This is a genomic window from Ruegeria haliotis (assembly GCF_013377785.1).
Classification (GTDB): domain Bacteria; phylum Pseudomonadota; class Alphaproteobacteria; order Rhodobacterales; family Rhodobacteraceae; genus Ruegeria; species Ruegeria haliotis.
The window spans coordinates 15,743-33,004 of sequence record NZ_JABXWT010000015.1; the positions used below are offsets into that span (position 1 = coordinate 15,743).

The window sequence follows — 17,262 nt, forward strand, 5'->3', positions numbered from 1 at the left end:
TAAAACAGCAACAACAGACCTTATCCCTGATCGGACTGAATAGCATGATGCTTGTCTTTTCGTTTGTCACCAAACAGCTGGCGCTGTTCCAGGAACGCGCGCTGGGCTTTGTAAAACGCTTCGAGAAAGGCTTGCTGATCCTCAGGACGCACGGGATCGGCGTAGTCGATCTTGCGCCGGACCTGTGCGACAATTGCAGCCAGCGTCTCTTTGTGACGTTTGTATGCGTCCGGTCCTTTTGCTCGGTTTGCGCTGCGCAAAACCCCTTCGAGTGTCTGCAACTCGAACGCGCCATAATGCTCAAGCTGATATGAAAGAAATTGAAATGACGGCTGGGCGGCTGATGGAGGGCGGACAGCCTTGGACATATCCTGCAGCAAGATCGGTTTCGGCAGATGGATCACATAAGTCCCCGCGATGATATCGCCCAGACGCTGGCGACGGCGGTTGAACAGCGGCACGGCGAGTACGCCCATCACCCACAGCAGTGCAAGGATCGAAGGCAGCAATGCCTCGGCGTTCAGTGTCAGGATCAGTGTGCCTGGCAGAAAGATCTCGGCTTCTTTCATCAGGTTGCGCACGACCAGCGACTGCGTGGTCAGGGCCTGCCCATCTACCGAAACGACCTTGATCTTCATCAGGCGCTTGCCAATTGTCTGCCCGTTCCAGATCAGCTCGGACACGGCGTAGTACGGAATGCGGATGAAAAAGAACAGCATCGCAGCAATCGCGATCGCAGTATTTGCAGAGACGATATCCAACGCCAGAACCAAAAGAAAAACCGCCAGCGCACCAATGCCGGTGATCAACAGGTCGGTGAACTGCGCGGCAGTTCGAACGCCAACGCCCGCGATGCGAAAATAGAGCGGCACCCCTTCGGGCGGTAGCAGTCGATCCAATGCAGGCCGGGTCATGGTCGCTTTCTCCCGCCCAATGCGAACCACAACAGCCACAAACCGCCCACGCCCCAACCTACAGCAGTGCGGGTCGTGCGATCCTGGATCAGCTGGCGCCCGAACCCCTCGAGTAGCGCCGCGACCACCAGCATCATCGCCGCGATCAGTGCCAGCTTGACCGCGTCGTGACCTGCTGCGCGCAACGCAGCCCGCCGCGTTTGATGTCCGGGAAACAGGACAGCAAGGCCCAGTTTCAACCCACCCGCGCAGGCGATGCAAATCGCCGATAGCTCAGTCACGCCGTGAATGGAAAGCCAGCCGAACATATCCCAGCCCAATCCCCGATCGATGTACAAGGCGTAGAACACGCCCAGAATCAGGCCGTTATAAAAGACCAACAAAATAGTCGGCGCACATAAGAACGCCCCAAGACCAAAGACGAATATGGCAATGCGGGTGTTGTGTGAAAACAGATAGGTCGCAAACGCGCCCAGACCCGACCCGGAGTCTTCGCCATAGATACTCGCCCGCAAAAACTCGGTGCTCGCGTCCGGACCGCGACCGCCGGATAGTTCAGACGGCATGAAGACGTAGAACCATTCGGGATTATCGAAGTAAAAGAAATACCCGGCAACCGCCCCTGCCGTCATGCACAGAAATCCCATCAGTATGACCCGCCACGAGGCGCGCATCGCTTGCGGCCCGCCCGTGGTCAGAAATCTGCGGATGATCCCGCCAAGGCGTTGTTGCGGGGCATAGACGCACAGATAGGCGCGGCTGGTCAATGCCTCGAGATAGTCAAGAAGGCCCCGATCCAGCGAAATTTCACGCGCGATAGACAATGAGGTCGTCGCCTGACGATAGAGATCTGCCAGATCGCGCGCCTCCTGAAAGCTCATGCGATGCAGGCCCTGACCTTCGGCCTTGTCGACAAGGTCCGACAGCCTGCGCCAGTCACCTTCGCGCTCTTGCCGGAACCGCGCTGAGCGGATCAGATCAGCGTTGGACATCAGATCATCTCCCGCGCTTTGATTTCCAGATAGGTCGAGATCAGGCGGGTCGAAATCTCGCCCGGTTCCGCATCGATGACGGTGATGCCCAGCTGGTGCAGGCGTTCCAGGACAAGGCGGCGTTCGTGCAGCAATTGCCCGGTAGACACGGTTTCCGCCACGCCGTTCATATCTTGAGGCGCGCGGTTGACCTGTGCCTCCAGGATCGGATCGCGCAGCGCCACAAACACGATCAGATGCCGTTTTGCCAGAACGCTCACATTTTCGACCATCAGCTCGGCCGAGATGGTATCGACGAAGTCTGAAAACACGATGATCAGGCTGCGTTTGGGCGTCCGCGCGTTCAGCTCGGTCATGGCCAAAGTGTGGTTGGTCTCAACGCTTTCATAGCTCAACTCGGCCGTGCGGCTGCGCAGCCGGGCAAAGGCGGTGCGGCCCGGTTCGGGGGGCAGAAATAGGCGGGGCTGGGCGTCGTAGGCGTATAACCCAACAAGATCTCCGCCAATGGCTGCAGCCCAAGCGGTTGCCAGAGCGGCAGTGATGGCATGGTCGATCTTTGGCAGGTCTGCGATTTCCTCGCGCATCTGGTAGCCGTTATCGAGCGCGATGATCACGTGATGATTGCGCTCGGCCCGCACCTCTTTCGCCACTAACGAACGGTGCCGGGCCGACCGTTTCCAGTCAATCGATTTGGCGTCCATTCCGGGAACGAAATCACGCAGTTGGTGGAATTCGGTTCCCTCCCCAATGACGCGGTTTTCCTTGACGCCAAACAATCTGGATTGAACGGTTGTCGAAATCTCGCCCGACTGCACCCGGCGGATGTTGGGAACCACTGCGACCTGAAGGTCAAAACCCATCTTGGGAACGAACTCGAACAGCCGCAGGCGAGAGGACCAGGTTAGCCACAGGTTTGCAAACACCCATGTGCCGCGCCGGGTTGCACGAAAAGGGATTTGCACGCGTCCTTCGGATAAATTGAAGTCCTTTGGCCCCCGCAGCCCGTCGGGCCAGTCCAATTCACCGCGCATGTCAGGTGCGGCGGGATTGACGGTCAACTCGATCTGGTTTTCCTCACCCACGAACACGTCGCTTAGGGGCTCTACGGTGACCACCCGCCTGCGCGGCCAGGACAGCAGCAGATCGCAGGCTGCCAGCAGGCCCAGCAGGACCCACGGCCATCCCGCGGCCGGGCGCGTTGCGTCCCCGGCGACGACGGCAATCAGCGACAAACCGAGCGCCACGCAGGCGGCGACCAGCATTATGGGCGTAGGACGGATCAGCGGGGCGCCTCGATCTGATTTAGGATGTTTTCCAGGACCTGACGCGCACCGCGCCCTTCGATCTCGGCCGAAGGGCTGAGGACAATCCGGTGCTGCAGGGCGTGGATGATCAGGTTCTTGACGTCATCCGGGATGGCAAAATCGCGCCCAGCCAAGGCCGCAGCGGTGCGGGCTGCACTCGCAATGGCATCCGCTGCCCGTGTTGATGCGCCAAATGCGATATCCGCATTGTCGCGGGTGGCGCGCACCAGTCTGAGGATATAGGCCAGAATATCATCGTCCAGCACGATGCCATCGATCAACCGACGCGCCGCAGCCATGGTTTGAGCATCCAGAAGGGCATTGACGCTCTGGGTTGCACTTAGAAAATCCAGCGGCTCATTGGCGTGCTGGCGCAGGATCGACAGCTCAATATCTTCGGGCGGGAAAGTCAGGTTCACCTTGAACAGAAATCGGTCAAGCTGAGCTTCGGGCAGGGGGTAGGTTCCCTGTTGCTCAATCGGGTTTTGCGTCGCGACAACGATGAACTCCGAGCCTAGCGAGTGGTCAGTTCCATCGATCGTCACCATACGCTCGTTCATCGCTTGCAGCAGGGCGGCCTGCGTTTTGGGCGGGGCGCGGTTGATCTCATCCGCCAGCAGGATCTGACTGAAGACCGGGCCCTTGGTCAGTACAAACTCACTGGTTTGAAAATTGTAGATCGAGGTGCCCAGAACATCACCGGGCATCAGATCCGGCGTGAACTGAATGCGCCCGAATTGCAGATTCAGCGCACCCGCGAAGCTACGCGCCAACAGCGTTTTGGCCGTACCCGGAGGCCCCTCAAGCAGAACGTGCCCGCGGGCGAACAGTGCTGTAAGCAACAAGTCGATCGCCTCGTGCTGGCCTTGGACAACTTTGCCGATCTCGGCTCGCAGGGCCTCGGCATGGGCGAACAATTCATCAAGCGTCATCGGCAAGTTGCTCCAGTATCAGTTCAAATTGGTCTACATAAGGTATGGCGTCAGCGGCGCTGAGATGCGCGGGCAATGCCCGGATCGTATCGATCAATTCTTCCAGCTGCTGCGCGAGATCAGGGTGTCGGGCGCGGACGAAGTTCAGGTAAGCCACTTCGGGGCGACCTGCTATTTTGTGTGCGGTTCCGAATGTTGCGGTCGCGTGGGCCCGCAGCCGGGTATCAATGAAATCCGTCAGCAAGGCCCCATCCTGATCCGTCAACCGCATGAGCCGCGCCCGAACCCTGTTGGCCGTCCGTTTCCCCGTACCCAACATAGGTTGAGGGTCATGGACAGGTCCGTTGCGAATACCGCCCCGCCAGATCGCAAGAATCAGCAGGATGCCAGAGCCGATCCACAAGATAAGAAACGGCGGCTGGAACAAACGCTTCAGGTCTTCCCAAGTGCGTTCGCGTTCGATCACCTGTTCCGATTCCGTTAGCCAGTTCTGATCGCTGTAATCAATGACAATCCGGCCCTCGCCCGCGATGTCCGGCAAAAGCTGTGCGGCGATCCAGGCATTGTCCCCAAGGCTTAGCCCGTGATTGTTCAGAAGATCGGGATCGGACAGGACATAGACCTGATCCTGCTCACCTTCGCTGGGCAACGGGCATAGGCCCAGCACCATTGCACCGGGTCTGCCCAAAATGGGCACGCATCCTCGGCCTTCGAAAACCTGTGCTGCGTAGATACGCGCCAGCAGGGATTCATCCGGGTCTGACGTCAGGGCGTATTCCGAAAATGGCGTGTGTGCGTGGAAAACTTGCCCCACATCCATCCCGGCCAATTGGTGCAGCAGCGCCTGAACATCCGCGCGTGGCGCAATCAGGAAAGGATGGCCAAAACCCGTCAGCCGCATGCCGCTACGCCATTTCGGTAGAATGATGAGGCTGGGTACGGATTGCGCCTTTTCCCGGATGACCGCAACGTCCTGATCGAATTCATCCGTCTGGAGCAGCAGGTCCTCTTTGGTCTGCGCCACGTCGCGGTCGCTGCCGGGGTTTGTGTCATAAATCGGTTGGATTAGCAGCCCGACCGAACTGCGATCCAACGGCCACCCTCCGGTGAAGCTCTGGGCTGTGTGGCTCTGGTTGTTGAGCCAGTACTCCAGCCCGTCAAACCCGCTGGCCGAGTCGCGCAGGGCGTATTGCCGCCCCGCAAGCAGATAGAGGAATATTCCGGCACACAGCACCACCACGACCCCGATGACGATCCAGTCCAGACGTATCCGATCCTCGGGCTGAAACCCGGTTGTGTCGGTCATGTTCCCACCTTTCGGAGGATCGGTCGAATGCGCGAAATCAATGCGTCGAAATCGCCCTCGTTGATCGAGCGGTGGCCGAAATTCACCCGTTCGCTTTCCAGAACCAGGGCACGAAGGTCCGGGATGTACCACAGGCTTTGCGGCAAGCTGCGCAGCGCTTCACGATGTGTCCAGCTGCGTTTGAACAGCACTTCGTTGGCAGTCAGGCAGCGGGACAGCGCAAGTTGCGCCAGACCAATGACGGCCAGATCGCGATTGCCCAGTTTCAGGATGGCTTCCAGATCAGGTATTTCTCCGTTGGCCATCTCTTGGTGGGATGAGGAAAGCCGGGCTTTCCGCCGTGCATTTTCGGATGACGATCGCAAGGACACCGACGTCTTGCCTGCGGCAAAATAAACAAACACGATCAGAAAAATGAGCACGACCGCAGAAATGATCCCCACCACCCACTGATTGTCGACTGTAACCGTACGAGACTGTCCCGCGTCCGGTGTAAATTCCGTATCGAGGGGCGGAGCCGGCTGTGTGGGGTCAAAATACACAACATCGGTGTCAATCCCCCGATACCTGACGGCTTTCAGATATCCCTGACCAGAAGCGCTGATATCGGGTCGGGACAGTTCGACCTCTTGTGCGCTGACGGATGACAGTGCGCACAGACAGAACAGAGAGATCAGGACCACAAAAAAAAAACGCATTGCGCTACCGATAGATCACTCTCGTTTTGCACGCAACAACCTCGGTGGAATTCACGCAATGATTGACTAAGCCGCAGCGCTGAATGCGTGTTCCCCGACTCGGATTGTTGCCGTGCTGTGACTTCCCGACGACCGCCGGACCCATCGGGTCCGAAATCCCGGCGCGCAATTGTGATTCTCTCTGCTGTGACTTTGATCAGTGATCGGATATTTCCTAAAAACAAATAATATCAATCACATAGATGCTTCAGTGCTATCGGTCACGATCCGGTAACGCCCCCATGGGACCTCTCTTGTGTCGATAAGGAGGACACCATGTCGCAACATCCTGCGTTCATACAGCCGTTGCCGAAATCAAAAGTTTCCACCGATGCGCCAGACCCCGGCCGACGCCGCGCTGCTGCAGTAGTAAAACGCGCTGCGGCAATCATAACGGCTAACAATGGCGAGTCCGAGACTTTCGCGGGGACATGGCCCACGAACTTTTCGAAAGGCCTTGCGCACGATGCCCATGGTGTTGTCGATGCGCAGGCCTATACCGAATTTTTCGAAGAAGTCGCCGAACCCACCTACACAGACAACACAGGCAACCGGATCGCCTTGTTCGACATGCCCGCGTATTCCGGGCCATTTCGCACCAAGGCAAGTGTCGATGGTCGCGATTTCAGGTGGCGCGCGTGGGAGGGGCCGATCTCGGGTCAGCAGTTCGGGCTCGAAGGGTCCGACGCAAGTGTAGTGGGTATAGCGCCTGCGCCGCGGTTGGGCTCGGATGAGCTGGCCGCAGAGATGGCTGAGGTTTATGCGATGGCGCATCTGCGTGATGTTCCTTTCGAGACCATCCGCGGTGGATCCGAAGATGCTGACAAGGTGACCGATGCGCTGGGCCAAATGCCTTGGTTCCAGCCCAACGCGTCCCCTAAGGATGCTAATGGTCAGGAAATAAGCAAAGTATCCGCAGCTCGTCGAATTCGGGATGGTGGCGCACTGACATCGCAAACATTATTTCGCGGTTCGAGCCAGGGTTGTGCACAGGGGCCGTATCTGTCGCAGTTTCTGCTGCAAGGTCACGATCCTCTGGTGGGGGGTGAAACAACACTCACGCGGCTGCCCTCAGATCAGTTCGTGATGGCTCAGGCTGCGCCCGTGGCCGGGATGGTCCCGTTTGGCGCGCAAGGGATTGATCAGCGGATCGCGCCACAAGCGGTTGGCGTCGATTACCTGCGCGACTGGGCCGAATGGCTGGACGTGCAAAACGGGGCCGATACGACCTGCGAACAGGCTTTTACATCTGATGGTTTGAAGTTCATCGAAACGCCCCGTGATCTTGCAACTTTTGTGCATTTCGACACGATTTATCAGGCTTATCTCAATGCCTGCCTTTTGATGCTCAACTGGGGCACTGCCACCGACGAAGGCCTGCCGGAACCTGGCCATCTGGGCTTGTGCGGCCCGTTTGCAACTTTGGGCGGGTCAAACATCCTGACTCTTTTGGCAGAAACTGCGACCCGGGCCCTGCGCGCCATCAAGTGCCAAACCTTCCAGATCCACAATCGCGCCCGTCCGGAAAAACTGGGCAGCGTGGCCAGCCTGGTGGCAAATGGCCATGGCGCCGTACTTGGAACGGCAGAGCGGTTGGCAGAGGCACATCTGAGCAGACTGGAAAGCGCCACTTGCGATGGGTTCAGTCTGATTGACGCTGTTGCCGCTGCGCCGGACGAGAAACGCTTCTCGCATAATGCGAATTCGCACAAAGGACTGCCGAGCAATGATCGCAATCTGCTGTTGCCGATGGCCTTCCCCGAAGGATCGCCAATGACCCCCGCCTATGGTGCCGGTCACGCGGCGGTTGCTGGGGCCTGCGTCACGATTCTCAAAGCCTTTTTCCGAACGCATACGGCGGATGGGACTCGTGTGTCACTGGCGGATGCCGGGGCAGAGGGGGTGTATGTGCCGGCCCCTGGTGGTCAGACGTTGGTCAACGCATCACGGGCAGGGGACGATGTGCACAGCCTCACGCTCAATGGTGAACTGAACAAGCTGGCTGCGAATATCGCGATCGGGCGCAACATGGCCGGGGTGAACTATTACAGCGATTATTTCGACAGCGTTCGCATGGGCGAGCGGATCGCGGTTGGTATTCTGGCCGAGCAGACGGCCACCTGTTCCGACGCGGTCAGTATGTCGCTTGAAACCTTTGACGGCGACTGCCTCAGCATCGTTGGCAACGGCAATCAGGGCAGCGAAATCCGCATCCGAAACAGTACGCCCGAGATGTGGTGGACCCGTCACCTGCCGGAACAGGCGGGGTGGTGAGCGATGTGTGGCACTATGGTTCGGGCGGGCAGACCGATATGACAAATCTTAGTTCGAGCCCCGCAAATGCCGTCATGGCGGCTCCGGATGGATACTGGTCCAGACGACCGGACCTGCGGCCGCATTTTCCTGCAATCGAACGGAATACTGAGATGTCTGTCTATCAATCGCCGGGTTGTGCCGATCAGGGCGTCAGCGAGGCTGCCTTGGCGGCCTGGAATGCGCGTTTGAAGACCGTGATTGATGGTCACGGTGTTAGTCCTTTTCTGGTAGCGGACCCACGCGATATCGACGACGGACAGACGTCTGCCGGCTTCAGATGGCCGGGTAACCCGCGAGAACCTTTGGATTGTCTGGGCGAAGATCTGGCGGCGCGGCTGTCGGATCTGGGTTGGGCCAGTCGGGCCGAACTGCACAATGAATACCTTGAATACGCGCTGGTCATGCGGCCCGATCACAGCGGCAGGTTACGCCCCAAGCGCTTTATCGCCACGACCGAGCTGATGGAATGGTGGATGACCATGGCCGTGTTCGATCTGGAGTATTTCCTGAACGCGGTCGCAACCATTACACGGCGCACCTATAGTTCGAACGAGCTGTTCGGCATGACACCCGAGGCTTGGAACACCTTGGAGATTTCGGCGCGCGTAGCCTGTTTCCACCGGCGTCTGGTGGGTGCGGGCCGCGAGCATCCGCCCGAGCATCCTTTGAATATCGAGCATGTATTGTTCATGGCCAAAGGCATGAACGGGTTGAATGATCTGGCTTTTGCCATGCATTTTAGCTCTTTCCCCTATTTTGTGGTGGACGGTGGCAAGAGACGGCGCGCGCGTCTGGACGAGATATTCGCCTTTGGCAATCGTCAGGATCTTTTCTGCCGCAACGCTGTCTCGCGGGCTGCTCAAGGCGTATATAATCTGGCCTTTATCGAGGGCTCTGACCCGCCGCAGGGTCGCGCAATCGCGTTTGCTGATCCGCTTGGCATGTATATGCAGGCTTTTCCCACGTCCCATCTGTTTATTGATCAGACCGAAGTGCCGGTCGATTGGCTACGGTTTTCGCGTGGGTCCGAAGAGATGCCGATGCGGCTTGAATTTGGGCCCGGCGATGATGATCCTCGGTTTCTGGACGAAGTCACCTTGGGCACGGGGGCTTCGGCGCGACCGATATCGGGGTATTGTCTGGCGCATTTGATTCAGGTCGGTCCGCTGGTGAAGGCCACGGCCAAGCCACGTATGATCACGAAGGTCGAGTTCGTTGAAATCCCCTCGGTCGAACCAGGTGGGATTATATGCGGACTTCCCGGAACCGAACGGTGCAAGCAGATCTCAGAGTTTGCAGACCAGTGCGAATCCTCACCAGGCGTTGGTTCTGATGTCGTGCGGCGGCGGGATGGGTGATTTGTGCCTAGACCGGGACGGCCTTGACCACTGGCAACGGAATTTCCGGTGCGGTCATGTCAAAAACCGCGACGTGTTGCCCTACGGCCTCGGCCGCTGCATTCAGCGCCGCGCCCAAAGTCGGTTCGGGTGCCTGCCAACCGTCGACGTCAAAGCGCGCAGTTGGAGAAACCGGACGATCCCCGCGGGCGCCGCGATACAGTTGGAACAGCCGCGCTTCTTCCTCATCCATTCCGTCCTGTGTGACACCGGTATGGTCCAGAGTGACCATGTTTCGCCAGGACACCACGGCCTCGGATGCGGCGTGCCAGATGCCGTTTTCCAGATTGGCAGAGAACGCCGTTCCATATGTCGGTCGCCCGCCATCAGAATCGGCGCAGACCGCGCGGATCAACAGACCGATGCCCGGTACCTGAGCAAGATGAATGTCCAACTGACGCAGGTGGGCGGCCAGCCACTCAGTCAGATCCTGCGGCATCGCCTCAGCGGGCAGCGCGTAGGCGTAGGCTTGGGGATCAAGCGCGTGCTCCAGACATTCCAGCACTGCATTCAACGCTGCGGCCTCGTACGAAGGACCTGCCGCAGCACCTTTGGACGTGATCTGTCCATTGGTGTCCGGCGCGCCCAAAGCCAGTGCGTGGTTTGGCATCACATGGGTCGCGCCGTCCGACCCGATCAGGCTTTCACGGTTTTCGGGCGCGTCGGAACTGAATTGCAGCGCGTACCGTTCGATCGCCTCGAATCCGGCCAGCCGCGCCGCATCTTCTCGGGTGCGCGCAGTACCGAAAGACAGGCGTCGCGCCATGGCGCCAACGGGTGGCTGGGTTCCGTCCCGCAGCTCAATCAAACGAAAGGCGGCGTGGATTGGCGCAGCCTTTGGAAATTCGGCAAAGGATGGTTTGGAAATGAGCCTTGCCGTTTCGGCCCGTTCAATCAGCGTGTCAGTCATTTTCGTTTCCGGATAACAAGATAAGGAGTTATACAAATGGTTGTGGTTTCGAGGGAAGGACATTTGAAATGGCACGATTGACGCTCAATCCGAATTACTCTCTGAAAGATCTGGGCTGCGAGGTCCTGAAGGCCGCGCGTGGTCGAGCAGTTGGGTCCAAAGGTCAGGAAGAAGAGGCGGAAATGAAAATTCGCGAGATGATCGCGGACCGAGAGCACCTCGACGTCAAATTTGTCTATGACACGGACAAGATGATTAACATCATCATCCCGGATCTGAGCGACAAGATCACAGAAGACAATACGGATCACGACTGCTGGTGCTGTGACTTCGTATACGAAGCAATGGGCGGTATCGTCGTCTACGGCTGCGGCAAGTAGCGTGGTATCCCAGCTCATCTGAGGGACCTACGTGGCAACGGCGCGGACCAAGATATTCCTGACAGGCCCGTTCCAGGTGATTTGCGACGATGGCCGGGATGCAACTCCGCGTGGCACCAAGGCGAAGGCACTTGTCGCCTTGGTGGTGTTGTCCAAGAATACGATCCGCAGCCGGATCTGGCTGCAGGATCGGCTGTGGAGCCAAAGCTCACCGGCACAGGGCGCGGCGTCCCTGCGCAAGGAATTGAGCGTTCTGACCAAACATTTTGGCGCTTTCGGCCTGACATTTCTGGATGTCGGGCGCGGGAACGTGGCCATCAACCTGGCTGAGGCCGAGGTTGATCTTTTCGACGAACAGCTTCAGCCGGATCGGGCCGAGCTGTTAGAGGGGCTGGATGTTGCTGACCCCGAGTTTGAAGAATGGCTTGCCGTCGAACGGCAGGCCTATTGGGATATCGACACCGGCGAAGGTGGTCCGGGTCCGCTGGGTGGACTTGTCCCGGCGCGGTGGGGGCGTCAGCGTCCCGCCGTCGTGGTCGAACCGATGGAGGTTGTCGGGGACACCCCCGACATTGCTGTGGCTGCGACGTCGATACGTGATGAACTGCTGTTCCTGCTGGGCACTTTGTCGGATGTTATCGAACTGCGCGACGCGCGCCGGCAAGAGGGTCCGGTCGACGGCTATGTTCTGAGTGGCAGCGTTGTCGGTGCCGAAGGGCTGAGGGTTGCCGCACAGCTGACCTCGACCTCGGATCAGATTTGCCTGTGGACCGAGCGGTTCCGCTTTCGCAAACAGGATACGTTTGACGCGGTCGAAGAGATCGCCATGAAAGTGGTCGAGGCCCTGCAACTGCGTCTGCGCGATGGCCACTGGTCCGAGATCTGGTCGGCCCGCGGCACCTCGACCGAAGTGTGGACGGCGTTTCAAAACGGGCGCATTCAGGAAAGCCATACGACCGAGACCGGGCTGTTTCATGCAATTCGTCAATACGAGACCTGTCTGCAGCGTGATCCGGATTATCTGCCAGCCATCGTTGCAATCGGGTTTTGCCGGTTGGACCTGATCCGACTGGGAATGGATAACGTACCCGAACAGACATTGGCGCAAGTGGATGCCAAGTGCGTAAGCCTGCGTGCGAAACATCCGACTGATCCGTATTGTGCGGCACTCGAGGCCTTTACTTGCAATGTGGCTGGCAAAACCGAAGACGCTTGCCATTTGATGCGCAAGGTCGTGGACAGGTTTCACAGCAGCCCCGAGCTTTTGGGTTATTACGCTGGCCTGCTTGGGTATGACGATCAGCTCGAGGCTGAAATTGCCGTATATCGGCAGGCTCTTGCACTGACTCCACACCCCCCGATCTGGATCGAGGCCAATCTTGCCATGGCCATGGCACTGCTAGAGGATAAGGCAGCGTGGCAGCACGCGCATAACGTGCTGCGCGTGGATCCCGGCAGCGTGCGTGCACGGGTAGTTTTGTGCATGTTGTCGGTTGCCGCCGGAAACCAGTCCTTGGCCCGCCGCCATGCCCGCCGCATTCTTGAACTGCAACCGGGTTTCACGGCCAAGCGCTGGGCCTGGCCGGCCTGTTTCAAAAATCAGAACCACTACACGGATGTGGCAAACCTTCTGAGTGCTGCGGGGCTGTAGAGGGCTTACTCCGCGTCCAGCACCTTTCGGGCGGCACGAAAGCACTCGAGCGCTTGCGGAACGCCGCAATAAATTCCGATCACGTGGATGATGGCGCGGATCTCCTCCTTGGTGACACCATTGTTGATCGCGCCTTTGCAGTGGAGTTCCCATTCATGCATCTTGCCCAGCGCACCGATCATCGACAGGTTCATCATCGACCGCGTTTTGGCGTCGATTACATCATCCCCCCACCCAAAGCCCCAGCACCAGGCGGTCATGGCTTCCTGAAATGGGCGGGTGAAGTCATCCGCCGCCGCTAAATTCTTTTCAACATATTCAGCACCGAGCGTGCCCTTTCGTTGCTCCAACCCTTTCAGAAAAAGGTCTTCGTCGAAAATATCTGCCATGCGAGGTCTCCGGTTCTTCAGTGTGTCAGGCGGTGTTTATAAAGATGATCATAATGCGGTTTCATCCGGCGGTGCACCTGTTTAACCCGGTCCGGCGCGTCAGTGATCGAGATGTATTTGCGGGGTTGTGGGGCAAGACCGGTCGAGTTTGCAAGGTTGGAATGGAACGATCCGCCATCCCACCAACTGTGCGCCGATGGATCGCCACCTGCCTCCCAGTTCAGCGCCTCCTCAAGGAAGGGAATGCCCACGGCTTCGCAGAATGTCTGTGTCATGGCGTGTGGATCTTCCAGCAAGTCATCACTGTCAATCACCGGTGGGGGTGTTCCGTTCAGGGCGGTCAACAGATCGAACAGAGCACGTTGTTCAGGAAACCCAACCTCGCCTTCGGCAAAGTCCGGCCATTGCTTGTACATCGAAGTGATGGTTTTTGCCGGGTCGCGGATCAGGAACGCATGGGTAAAATGCGATAGAAACTCGGCGTCCCACATGTGGTTGATGTAATGCGGGAAATCCTTGAAGAAGACGGGTCCTTTGGTGGAACGCGCCCGGATGTCCGCCCATACGCTGTCCAGAGTCAGGCCCGGCGTCGTTTTTTCGCCCAACTGATAGCGATGCCATAGCGGTTCCTCGCCTTGATACCACGCCTCGCCGAACGGTTCGTGTAAACAGTCCAGATCACCGCGTTGCCGCATCATCCATTCAAACGCTGTCGACGTGGATCGGGGCACGGCCCAGAGCGCGAGGATTTTGTGCATGTTGTTCCTTTCGGACGATCGGTCTTGCCTGATTTTGGTGCTTACAATCGCCTGAGAAGTTGCCCGTGAGGTGTCGCAGGCGCCAACCCAAGCGATTTGAAGATGCGCCAATAAAGCGCGATATCGTGGCCAATGACCGGCTTGCCCAAGGCGCTTTCCAACCGATCGGCCAGATGCAACGGGCGCTGGGGCAGGCCGTCGGGACCGGTGCGAAAATTACACATGCCATTGATAACGATCGCGTCCGCTTGCGGGGCTTTGTCAGCGACGTATTCAAAGCTTTTCAAGGCAAGATCACCATCGAACACCCAGCGTTGTTTATTCACTTCTTCCTGACTGTCAAACCATCCCTGATCGTGAAAATTTCCAACCCAAACCACGTCGAACCCGGCCTCGCGCAGAAATCTGACCGTGCCTTGCCACCATTCGGGCCAGTGATAGGCCGCGTTTAGCGCCACTTTCTCAATATTCATCTCGCGCAGAGCATCCACTATCGCATAACCAGCCATGTGAAAGCGGATGCCGTACTTGTCGGACAGATCCTCGCAATGCTGCCGCACGCCTTCGACACCCAGCCCACAGGCATGCACCCAGTTGGACCCCACCTGACCGCAGACATCGGCACCATTGCGGGACATGCAGTGGACAAAATCGTCAAGCAAACCGAAATTCTGCTTTCGCTGATCCAACCCATGCACATAGTCCGGCACGTGCAGCATCCAGCCATGCACACCGACTGTCTCTGGACACATGCGCAGGAAATCTGACGGTGCCGCGTCAAAGTCGAATGGCGGAGACGTAAAGCCCACCTGATAGGGGAACAGCTTGTGTTCCGGGCGCCATTCACCGGGCATCAGCATGCGGTTTATTCCTTGTCCGGGTCAGTGGGGTCGGCTTGAAAACTCTGATGTTTGGGGATGTCATCCGCCAGTCGCAGCCATGAGGCCGCACTGCCCATGACCACATGGGCGTCAGGGATGTAGTCAGACGCGTCATCCAGTGTCGCGGAGTGGATGTGGATTTCACCCGGCCATTTGTCAGACCGAAAATAGAGGCGTGAGCCACATTTGAGGCAGAACCCCCGGTGGGTCCCGTGGGAGCTTTCATAGTGATTGATCTCGCCGGTCCAATTGACCATTTCGGGGGCCAGCCCGAGGAAGGTGGTGAAGGGGGAAGACGTAGCCTTTTGACAGTCGCTGCAATGGCAGGACAATCGGCGCGTGACCTTGCCGGTCGAAGACCACTTCACCGCGCCGCACATGCATTGGCCGTTTAGTTCAGCCATCTACGCCCTCCCGCATCCATTGCTGCAACCGGGCGATCGAGTGTTCCGACATCACGCCGCAACCGGGATCGAGGACCAGCGGGCCGGGGCGGTAACCGCGGGATTTGAGGCCACGATGCACGCTTTCGACCAGATGGATGTCCTCTTCAACCGTGGTTTCGCGGTCCTGAACGGCCAGTTGACGGATCACCGCGCTTTCCGAGCCGCCCTCGGTGTACCAGCCGCGCCAGACGGTGCAGTGATCGGCATCAGCCGCGCGCCAGTGATAGGTGTTCAACACATTGCCCGGGTAGCACTGGAACGAGAACATGGGCCACAGAAACCACGACTGGTAATCGCCCGCATGGGGCACTGATAGGTCGATGGGATAGGTCATTTTGTCGAGGCTTTGACATTCGGTCGTGTGCCGAAGGACATAGCCACCGCTGGTGTCGGGCTGGATGTCATAGGTCTCGGGCTTGACCACGCCTGTCGCAAAGGTGGGATGGTTGGTGGGGCAGTGGTAGCATTCCGAGTAATTCTCGATACTGACTTTCCAGTTACAGTTTTCGGGAATCTCGACCCATTCCAGCGGTTCCAGATCGTCGATATGGGGCACAAAGGCGCGGATTTCCTCGCGCACGCCGGGGTACCATTCATCCATAGGTGCTGCATCATCGTCGAGGTTGACGAAGATGAAGCCATTGAACACTTCGGTGCGGACCGAGGTCAGGCAGATCGCGCTGCGGTCAAAGCCGGGGACGGATTTGATATTGGGCCCGGAGCGCAGCTGGCCGGTCAGCTCGTAGGTCCAGGAATGATAGGGGCAAACGACAACGCGGGTTCTGCCTGTGCCCGATACCATCTCATGCGCGCGGTGCTGGCAGACGTTGTAGAATGTCCGGATTTCCCCATCGCGGCCCCGGATGCAGAACAGGTTTTGTCCGGCAATCTCGAACGCAAAATAGTCGCCCGGTGCGTGGATCTGTGCCACATGCCCGGCGAATTGCCATGTGCGGGCCAAAAGGCCCTGCATTTCTTGCTCGAAGATATCCGGGTTGGTGTAATAGCGGGCATCAAGCGAGTGGGTGAGCGGCGCGTTCATTCGGGCTCTTCCGCGTAGAGGCCAAGTTGGTGGCGGCGGCGATGGAAACGTTCGACCCGTTCGACGATTTCGTCGCTGGAGACGGCAATCACAAAAGACAGCAGCGTTTCCAGCAGGGCAATGGTTGAGACGGAGGACGGAAAGAATTGCGGCGTGTCGGCGGCCACGACAAAGCCGTGATGGGCGTTCAGGATCACCGGGCTGGCCGGGCTGTCAGAGATGCCGATGACGGTCAGCCCCTGTTCGCGGGCGAGTTTGATCGCCTCGATCACCTCGGTCCGGTAGGGGTGGCAGGTGATCGCGATCAGCACGTCCTGACCATCGGCCCAGGCCAGATCATCGACAGGGGTTGAGCCGGGGCGGGGGATGGCATGGAACTGTTTCATCCCGGTGGACGCAAGATAGGTAAAGTTGCGCGCGTTCGAGTTGTTGACGCCTACGCCCAGTGTGAAGATCTGACGGCAGTTCCAGATGTCTTCGGCGGCGGATTTCAGGCGCGCGGCGTCGATCCCAGCAAAGGTTTCTTCGATATTGCGGATCGTGGCGCCGATGATGTCGGCATATAACCCGCCCAATTCCCCCGACTTGCCGATATTCTGCAACCATTTGGCACGATCTGGAAACGACACGTGACCTTTGCGGATGGCATCGCGGAAGGGGGCACGGAAATCTTCGTACCCGTCGAAGCCCACCTGCCGGGCCATGCGCACAAAGGTGTTGGGTTTGACGCGGGCGGCTTCGGCAATCTCGCGCACGGTCGAAACTCCGACATCCGTTGGGTTTTCCAACACATACCGTGCGGCCTTCTGCGCCTCGGGCGTCAGGGCGTCCCATTCCTCGGTCAGGCGGTCCAAGGCGGTAGATGATACATTTGTGTCATTCATGATTGACGATGGTACAAATGTGG

At 58.4% G+C, this 17,262-nt stretch carries 17 protein-coding genes; 4 read left to right on the forward strand and 13 right to left on the reverse strand.

Going from position 1 to position 17,262, the window contains the following annotated elements:
• Nucleotides 1–20: 20 nt before the first annotated feature.
• The 6 genes from HW561_RS18635 to HW561_RS18660 are packed head-to-tail and all read right to left on the reverse strand — an operon-like array spanning nucleotide 21 to nucleotide 6,146.
• Complete coding sequence (locus HW561_RS18635) at nucleotides 21–914, reverse strand: RDD family protein (protein ID WP_176866884.1); 894 nt, start codon at nucleotides 912–914, stop codon at nucleotides 21–23.
• Complete coding sequence (locus tag HW561_RS18640; RefSeq protein WP_176866885.1) at nucleotides 911–1,906, reverse strand: stage II sporulation protein M; 996 nt, start codon at nucleotides 1,904–1,906, stop codon at nucleotides 911–913. The genes HW561_RS18635 and HW561_RS18640 overlap by 4 nt, the downstream gene beginning before the upstream one ends.
• Entirely contained in the window at nucleotides 1,906–3,150 is a 1,245-nt protein-coding gene (locus HW561_RS18645) for a DUF58 domain-containing protein (protein WP_328803305.1), read from the reverse strand. Before HW561_RS18645 ends, HW561_RS18640 begins: the two co-directional genes overlap by 1 nt.
• A 35-nt stretch (nucleotides 3,151–3,185) precedes the next feature.
• A complete protein-coding gene (locus HW561_RS18650) occupies nucleotides 3,186–4,142 on the reverse strand; it encodes an AAA family ATPase (RefSeq protein ID WP_176866887.1) in 957 nt (318 codons plus the stop codon).
• Nucleotides 4,132–5,448, reverse strand: a complete 1,317-nt coding sequence (locus tag HW561_RS18655; protein WP_176866888.1) for an ATP-binding protein — start codon at nucleotides 5,446–5,448, stop codon at nucleotides 4,132–4,134. The genes HW561_RS18650 and HW561_RS18655 overlap by 11 nt, the downstream gene beginning before the upstream one ends.
• The gene (locus tag HW561_RS18660; protein ID WP_176866889.1) at nucleotides 5,445–6,146 is read right to left on the reverse strand and encodes a hypothetical protein; all 702 of its coding nucleotides are present in this window, start codon (nucleotides 6,144–6,146) and stop codon (nucleotides 5,445–5,447) included. Before HW561_RS18660 ends, HW561_RS18655 begins: the two co-directional genes overlap by 4 nt.
• Before the next feature lie 315 nt (nucleotides 6,147–6,461).
• Between HW561_RS18660 and HW561_RS18665 the strand changes: the two genes are divergently transcribed.
• Together HW561_RS18665 and HW561_RS18670 are read left to right on the forward strand one after the other, a co-directional pair.
• Nucleotides 6,462–8,459, forward strand: coding sequence for a phosphatase PAP2 family protein (locus tag HW561_RS18665; RefSeq protein WP_176866890.1), 1,998 nt, complete (start codon nucleotides 6,462–6,464; stop codon nucleotides 8,457–8,459).
• Between the two features lie 38 nt (nucleotides 8,460–8,497).
• Nucleotides 8,498–9,859, forward strand: coding sequence for a hypothetical protein (locus HW561_RS18670; RefSeq protein ID WP_176866891.1), 1,362 nt, complete (start codon nucleotides 8,498–8,500; stop codon nucleotides 9,857–9,859).
• Between the two features lie 7 nt (nucleotides 9,860–9,866).
• Here the strand turns inward: HW561_RS18670 and HW561_RS18675 are convergent, their stop codons facing one another.
• Nucleotides 9,867–10,808 (reverse strand): YcaO-like family protein, encoded by a 942-nt coding sequence (locus HW561_RS18675; RefSeq protein ID WP_176866892.1) that lies wholly within the window; start codon nucleotides 10,806–10,808, stop codon nucleotides 9,867–9,869.
• Between the two features lie 68 nt (nucleotides 10,809–10,876).
• On the opposite strand from HW561_RS18675, the gene HW561_RS18680 reads away from it, so the two are divergent.
• Both HW561_RS18680 and HW561_RS18685 read left to right on the forward strand, forming a co-directional pair.
• The gene (locus HW561_RS18680; RefSeq protein ID WP_176866893.1) at nucleotides 10,877–11,188 is read left to right on the forward strand and encodes a hypothetical protein; all 312 of its coding nucleotides are present in this window, start codon (nucleotides 10,877–10,879) and stop codon (nucleotides 11,186–11,188) included.
• A 31-nt stretch (nucleotides 11,189–11,219) separates the two neighbouring features.
• Nucleotides 11,220–12,839 (forward strand): hypothetical protein, encoded by a 1,620-nt coding sequence (locus HW561_RS18685; protein ID WP_176866894.1) that lies wholly within the window; start codon nucleotides 11,220–11,222, stop codon nucleotides 12,837–12,839.
• Nucleotides 12,840–12,844: 5 nt separating this feature from the next.
• On the opposite strand, the gene HW561_RS18690 is transcribed toward HW561_RS18685, so the two are convergent.
• From HW561_RS18690 to HW561_RS18715, 6 genes are read right to left on the reverse strand one after another with little or no spacing between them, the layout of a single operon-like run.
• Nucleotides 12,845–13,228: a carboxymuconolactone decarboxylase family protein gene (locus tag HW561_RS18690; protein WP_176866895.1), complete on the reverse strand. Its 384-nt coding sequence runs from the start codon at nucleotides 13,226–13,228 to the stop codon at nucleotides 12,845–12,847.
• Between the two features lie 17 nt (nucleotides 13,229–13,245).
• A complete protein-coding gene (locus tag HW561_RS18695) occupies nucleotides 13,246–13,986 on the reverse strand; it encodes a sulfotransferase-like domain-containing protein (protein ID WP_176866896.1) in 741 nt (246 codons plus the stop codon).
• Between the two features lie 41 nt (nucleotides 13,987–14,027).
• Nucleotides 14,028–14,846 carry an aspartate racemase/maleate isomerase family protein gene (locus HW561_RS18700; protein ID WP_176866897.1) on the reverse strand — a complete coding sequence of 273 codons (819 nt, stop codon included), beginning with the start codon at nucleotides 14,844–14,846 and terminating at the stop codon, nucleotides 14,028–14,030.
• 5 nt (nucleotides 14,847–14,851) lie between these two features.
• Complete coding sequence (locus HW561_RS18705; protein ID WP_176866898.1) at nucleotides 14,852–15,271, reverse strand: GFA family protein; 420 nt, start codon at nucleotides 15,269–15,271, stop codon at nucleotides 14,852–14,854.
• Nucleotides 15,264–16,355, reverse strand: a complete 1,092-nt coding sequence (locus HW561_RS18710; protein WP_176866899.1) for an aromatic ring-hydroxylating oxygenase subunit alpha — start codon at nucleotides 16,353–16,355, stop codon at nucleotides 15,264–15,266. Before HW561_RS18710 ends, HW561_RS18705 begins: the two co-directional genes overlap by 8 nt.
• Nucleotides 16,352–17,239 (reverse strand): MurR/RpiR family transcriptional regulator, encoded by an 888-nt coding sequence (locus HW561_RS18715; RefSeq protein ID WP_176866900.1) that lies wholly within the window; start codon nucleotides 17,237–17,239, stop codon nucleotides 16,352–16,354. The genes HW561_RS18710 and HW561_RS18715 overlap by 4 nt, the downstream gene beginning before the upstream one ends.
• Nucleotides 17,240–17,262 lie beyond the last annotated feature (23 nt).

What these genes read in the sequence shown, in the direction of transcription:
- HW561_RS18635 (WP_176866884.1), bottom strand. Translation starts at nt 914, where the DNA reads ATGACCCGGCCTGCATTGGATCGACTGCTACCGCCCGAAGGGGTGCCG.
- HW561_RS18640 (WP_176866885.1), bottom strand. Translation starts at nt 1,906, where the DNA reads ATGTCCAACGCTGATCTGATCCGCTCAGCGCGGTTCCGGCAAGAGCGC.
- HW561_RS18650 (WP_176866887.1), bottom strand. Translation starts at nt 4,142, where the DNA reads ATGACGCTTGATGAATTGTTCGCCCATGCCGAGGCCCTGCGAGCCGAG.
- HW561_RS18655 (WP_176866888.1), bottom strand. Translation starts at nt 5,448, where the DNA reads ATGACCGACACAACCGGGTTTCAGCCCGAGGATCGGATACGTCTGGAC.
- HW561_RS18660 (WP_176866889.1), bottom strand. Translation starts at nt 6,146, where the DNA reads ATGCGTTTTTTTTTTGTGGTCCTGATCTCTCTGTTCTGTCTGTGCGCA.
- HW561_RS18665 (WP_176866890.1), top strand. Translation starts at nt 6,462, where the DNA reads ATGTCGCAACATCCTGCGTTCATACAGCCGTTGCCGAAATCAAAAGTT.
- HW561_RS18670 (WP_176866891.1), top strand. Translation starts at nt 8,498, where the DNA reads ATGACAAATCTTAGTTCGAGCCCCGCAAATGCCGTCATGGCGGCTCCG.
- HW561_RS18675 (WP_176866892.1), bottom strand. Translation starts at nt 10,808, where the DNA reads ATGACTGACACGCTGATTGAACGGGCCGAAACGGCAAGGCTCATTTCC.
- HW561_RS18680 (WP_176866893.1), top strand. Translation starts at nt 10,877, where the DNA reads ATGGCACGATTGACGCTCAATCCGAATTACTCTCTGAAAGATCTGGGC.
- HW561_RS18690 (WP_176866895.1), bottom strand. Translation starts at nt 13,228, where the DNA reads ATGGCAGATATTTTCGACGAAGACCTTTTTCTGAAAGGGTTGGAGCAA.
- HW561_RS18695 (WP_176866896.1), bottom strand. Translation starts at nt 13,986, where the DNA reads ATGCACAAAATCCTCGCGCTCTGGGCCGTGCCCCGATCCACGTCGACA.
- HW561_RS18700 (WP_176866897.1), bottom strand. Translation starts at nt 14,846, where the DNA reads ATGCTGATGCCCGGTGAATGGCGCCCGGAACACAAGCTGTTCCCCTAT.
- HW561_RS18705 (WP_176866898.1), bottom strand. Translation starts at nt 15,271, where the DNA reads ATGGCTGAACTAAACGGCCAATGCATGTGCGGCGCGGTGAAGTGGTCT.
- HW561_RS18710 (WP_176866899.1), bottom strand. Translation starts at nt 16,355, where the DNA reads ATGAACGCGCCGCTCACCCACTCGCTTGATGCCCGCTATTACACCAAC.
- HW561_RS18715 (WP_176866900.1), bottom strand. Translation starts at nt 17,239, where the DNA reads ATGAATGACACAAATGTATCATCTACCGCCTTGGACCGCCTGACCGAG.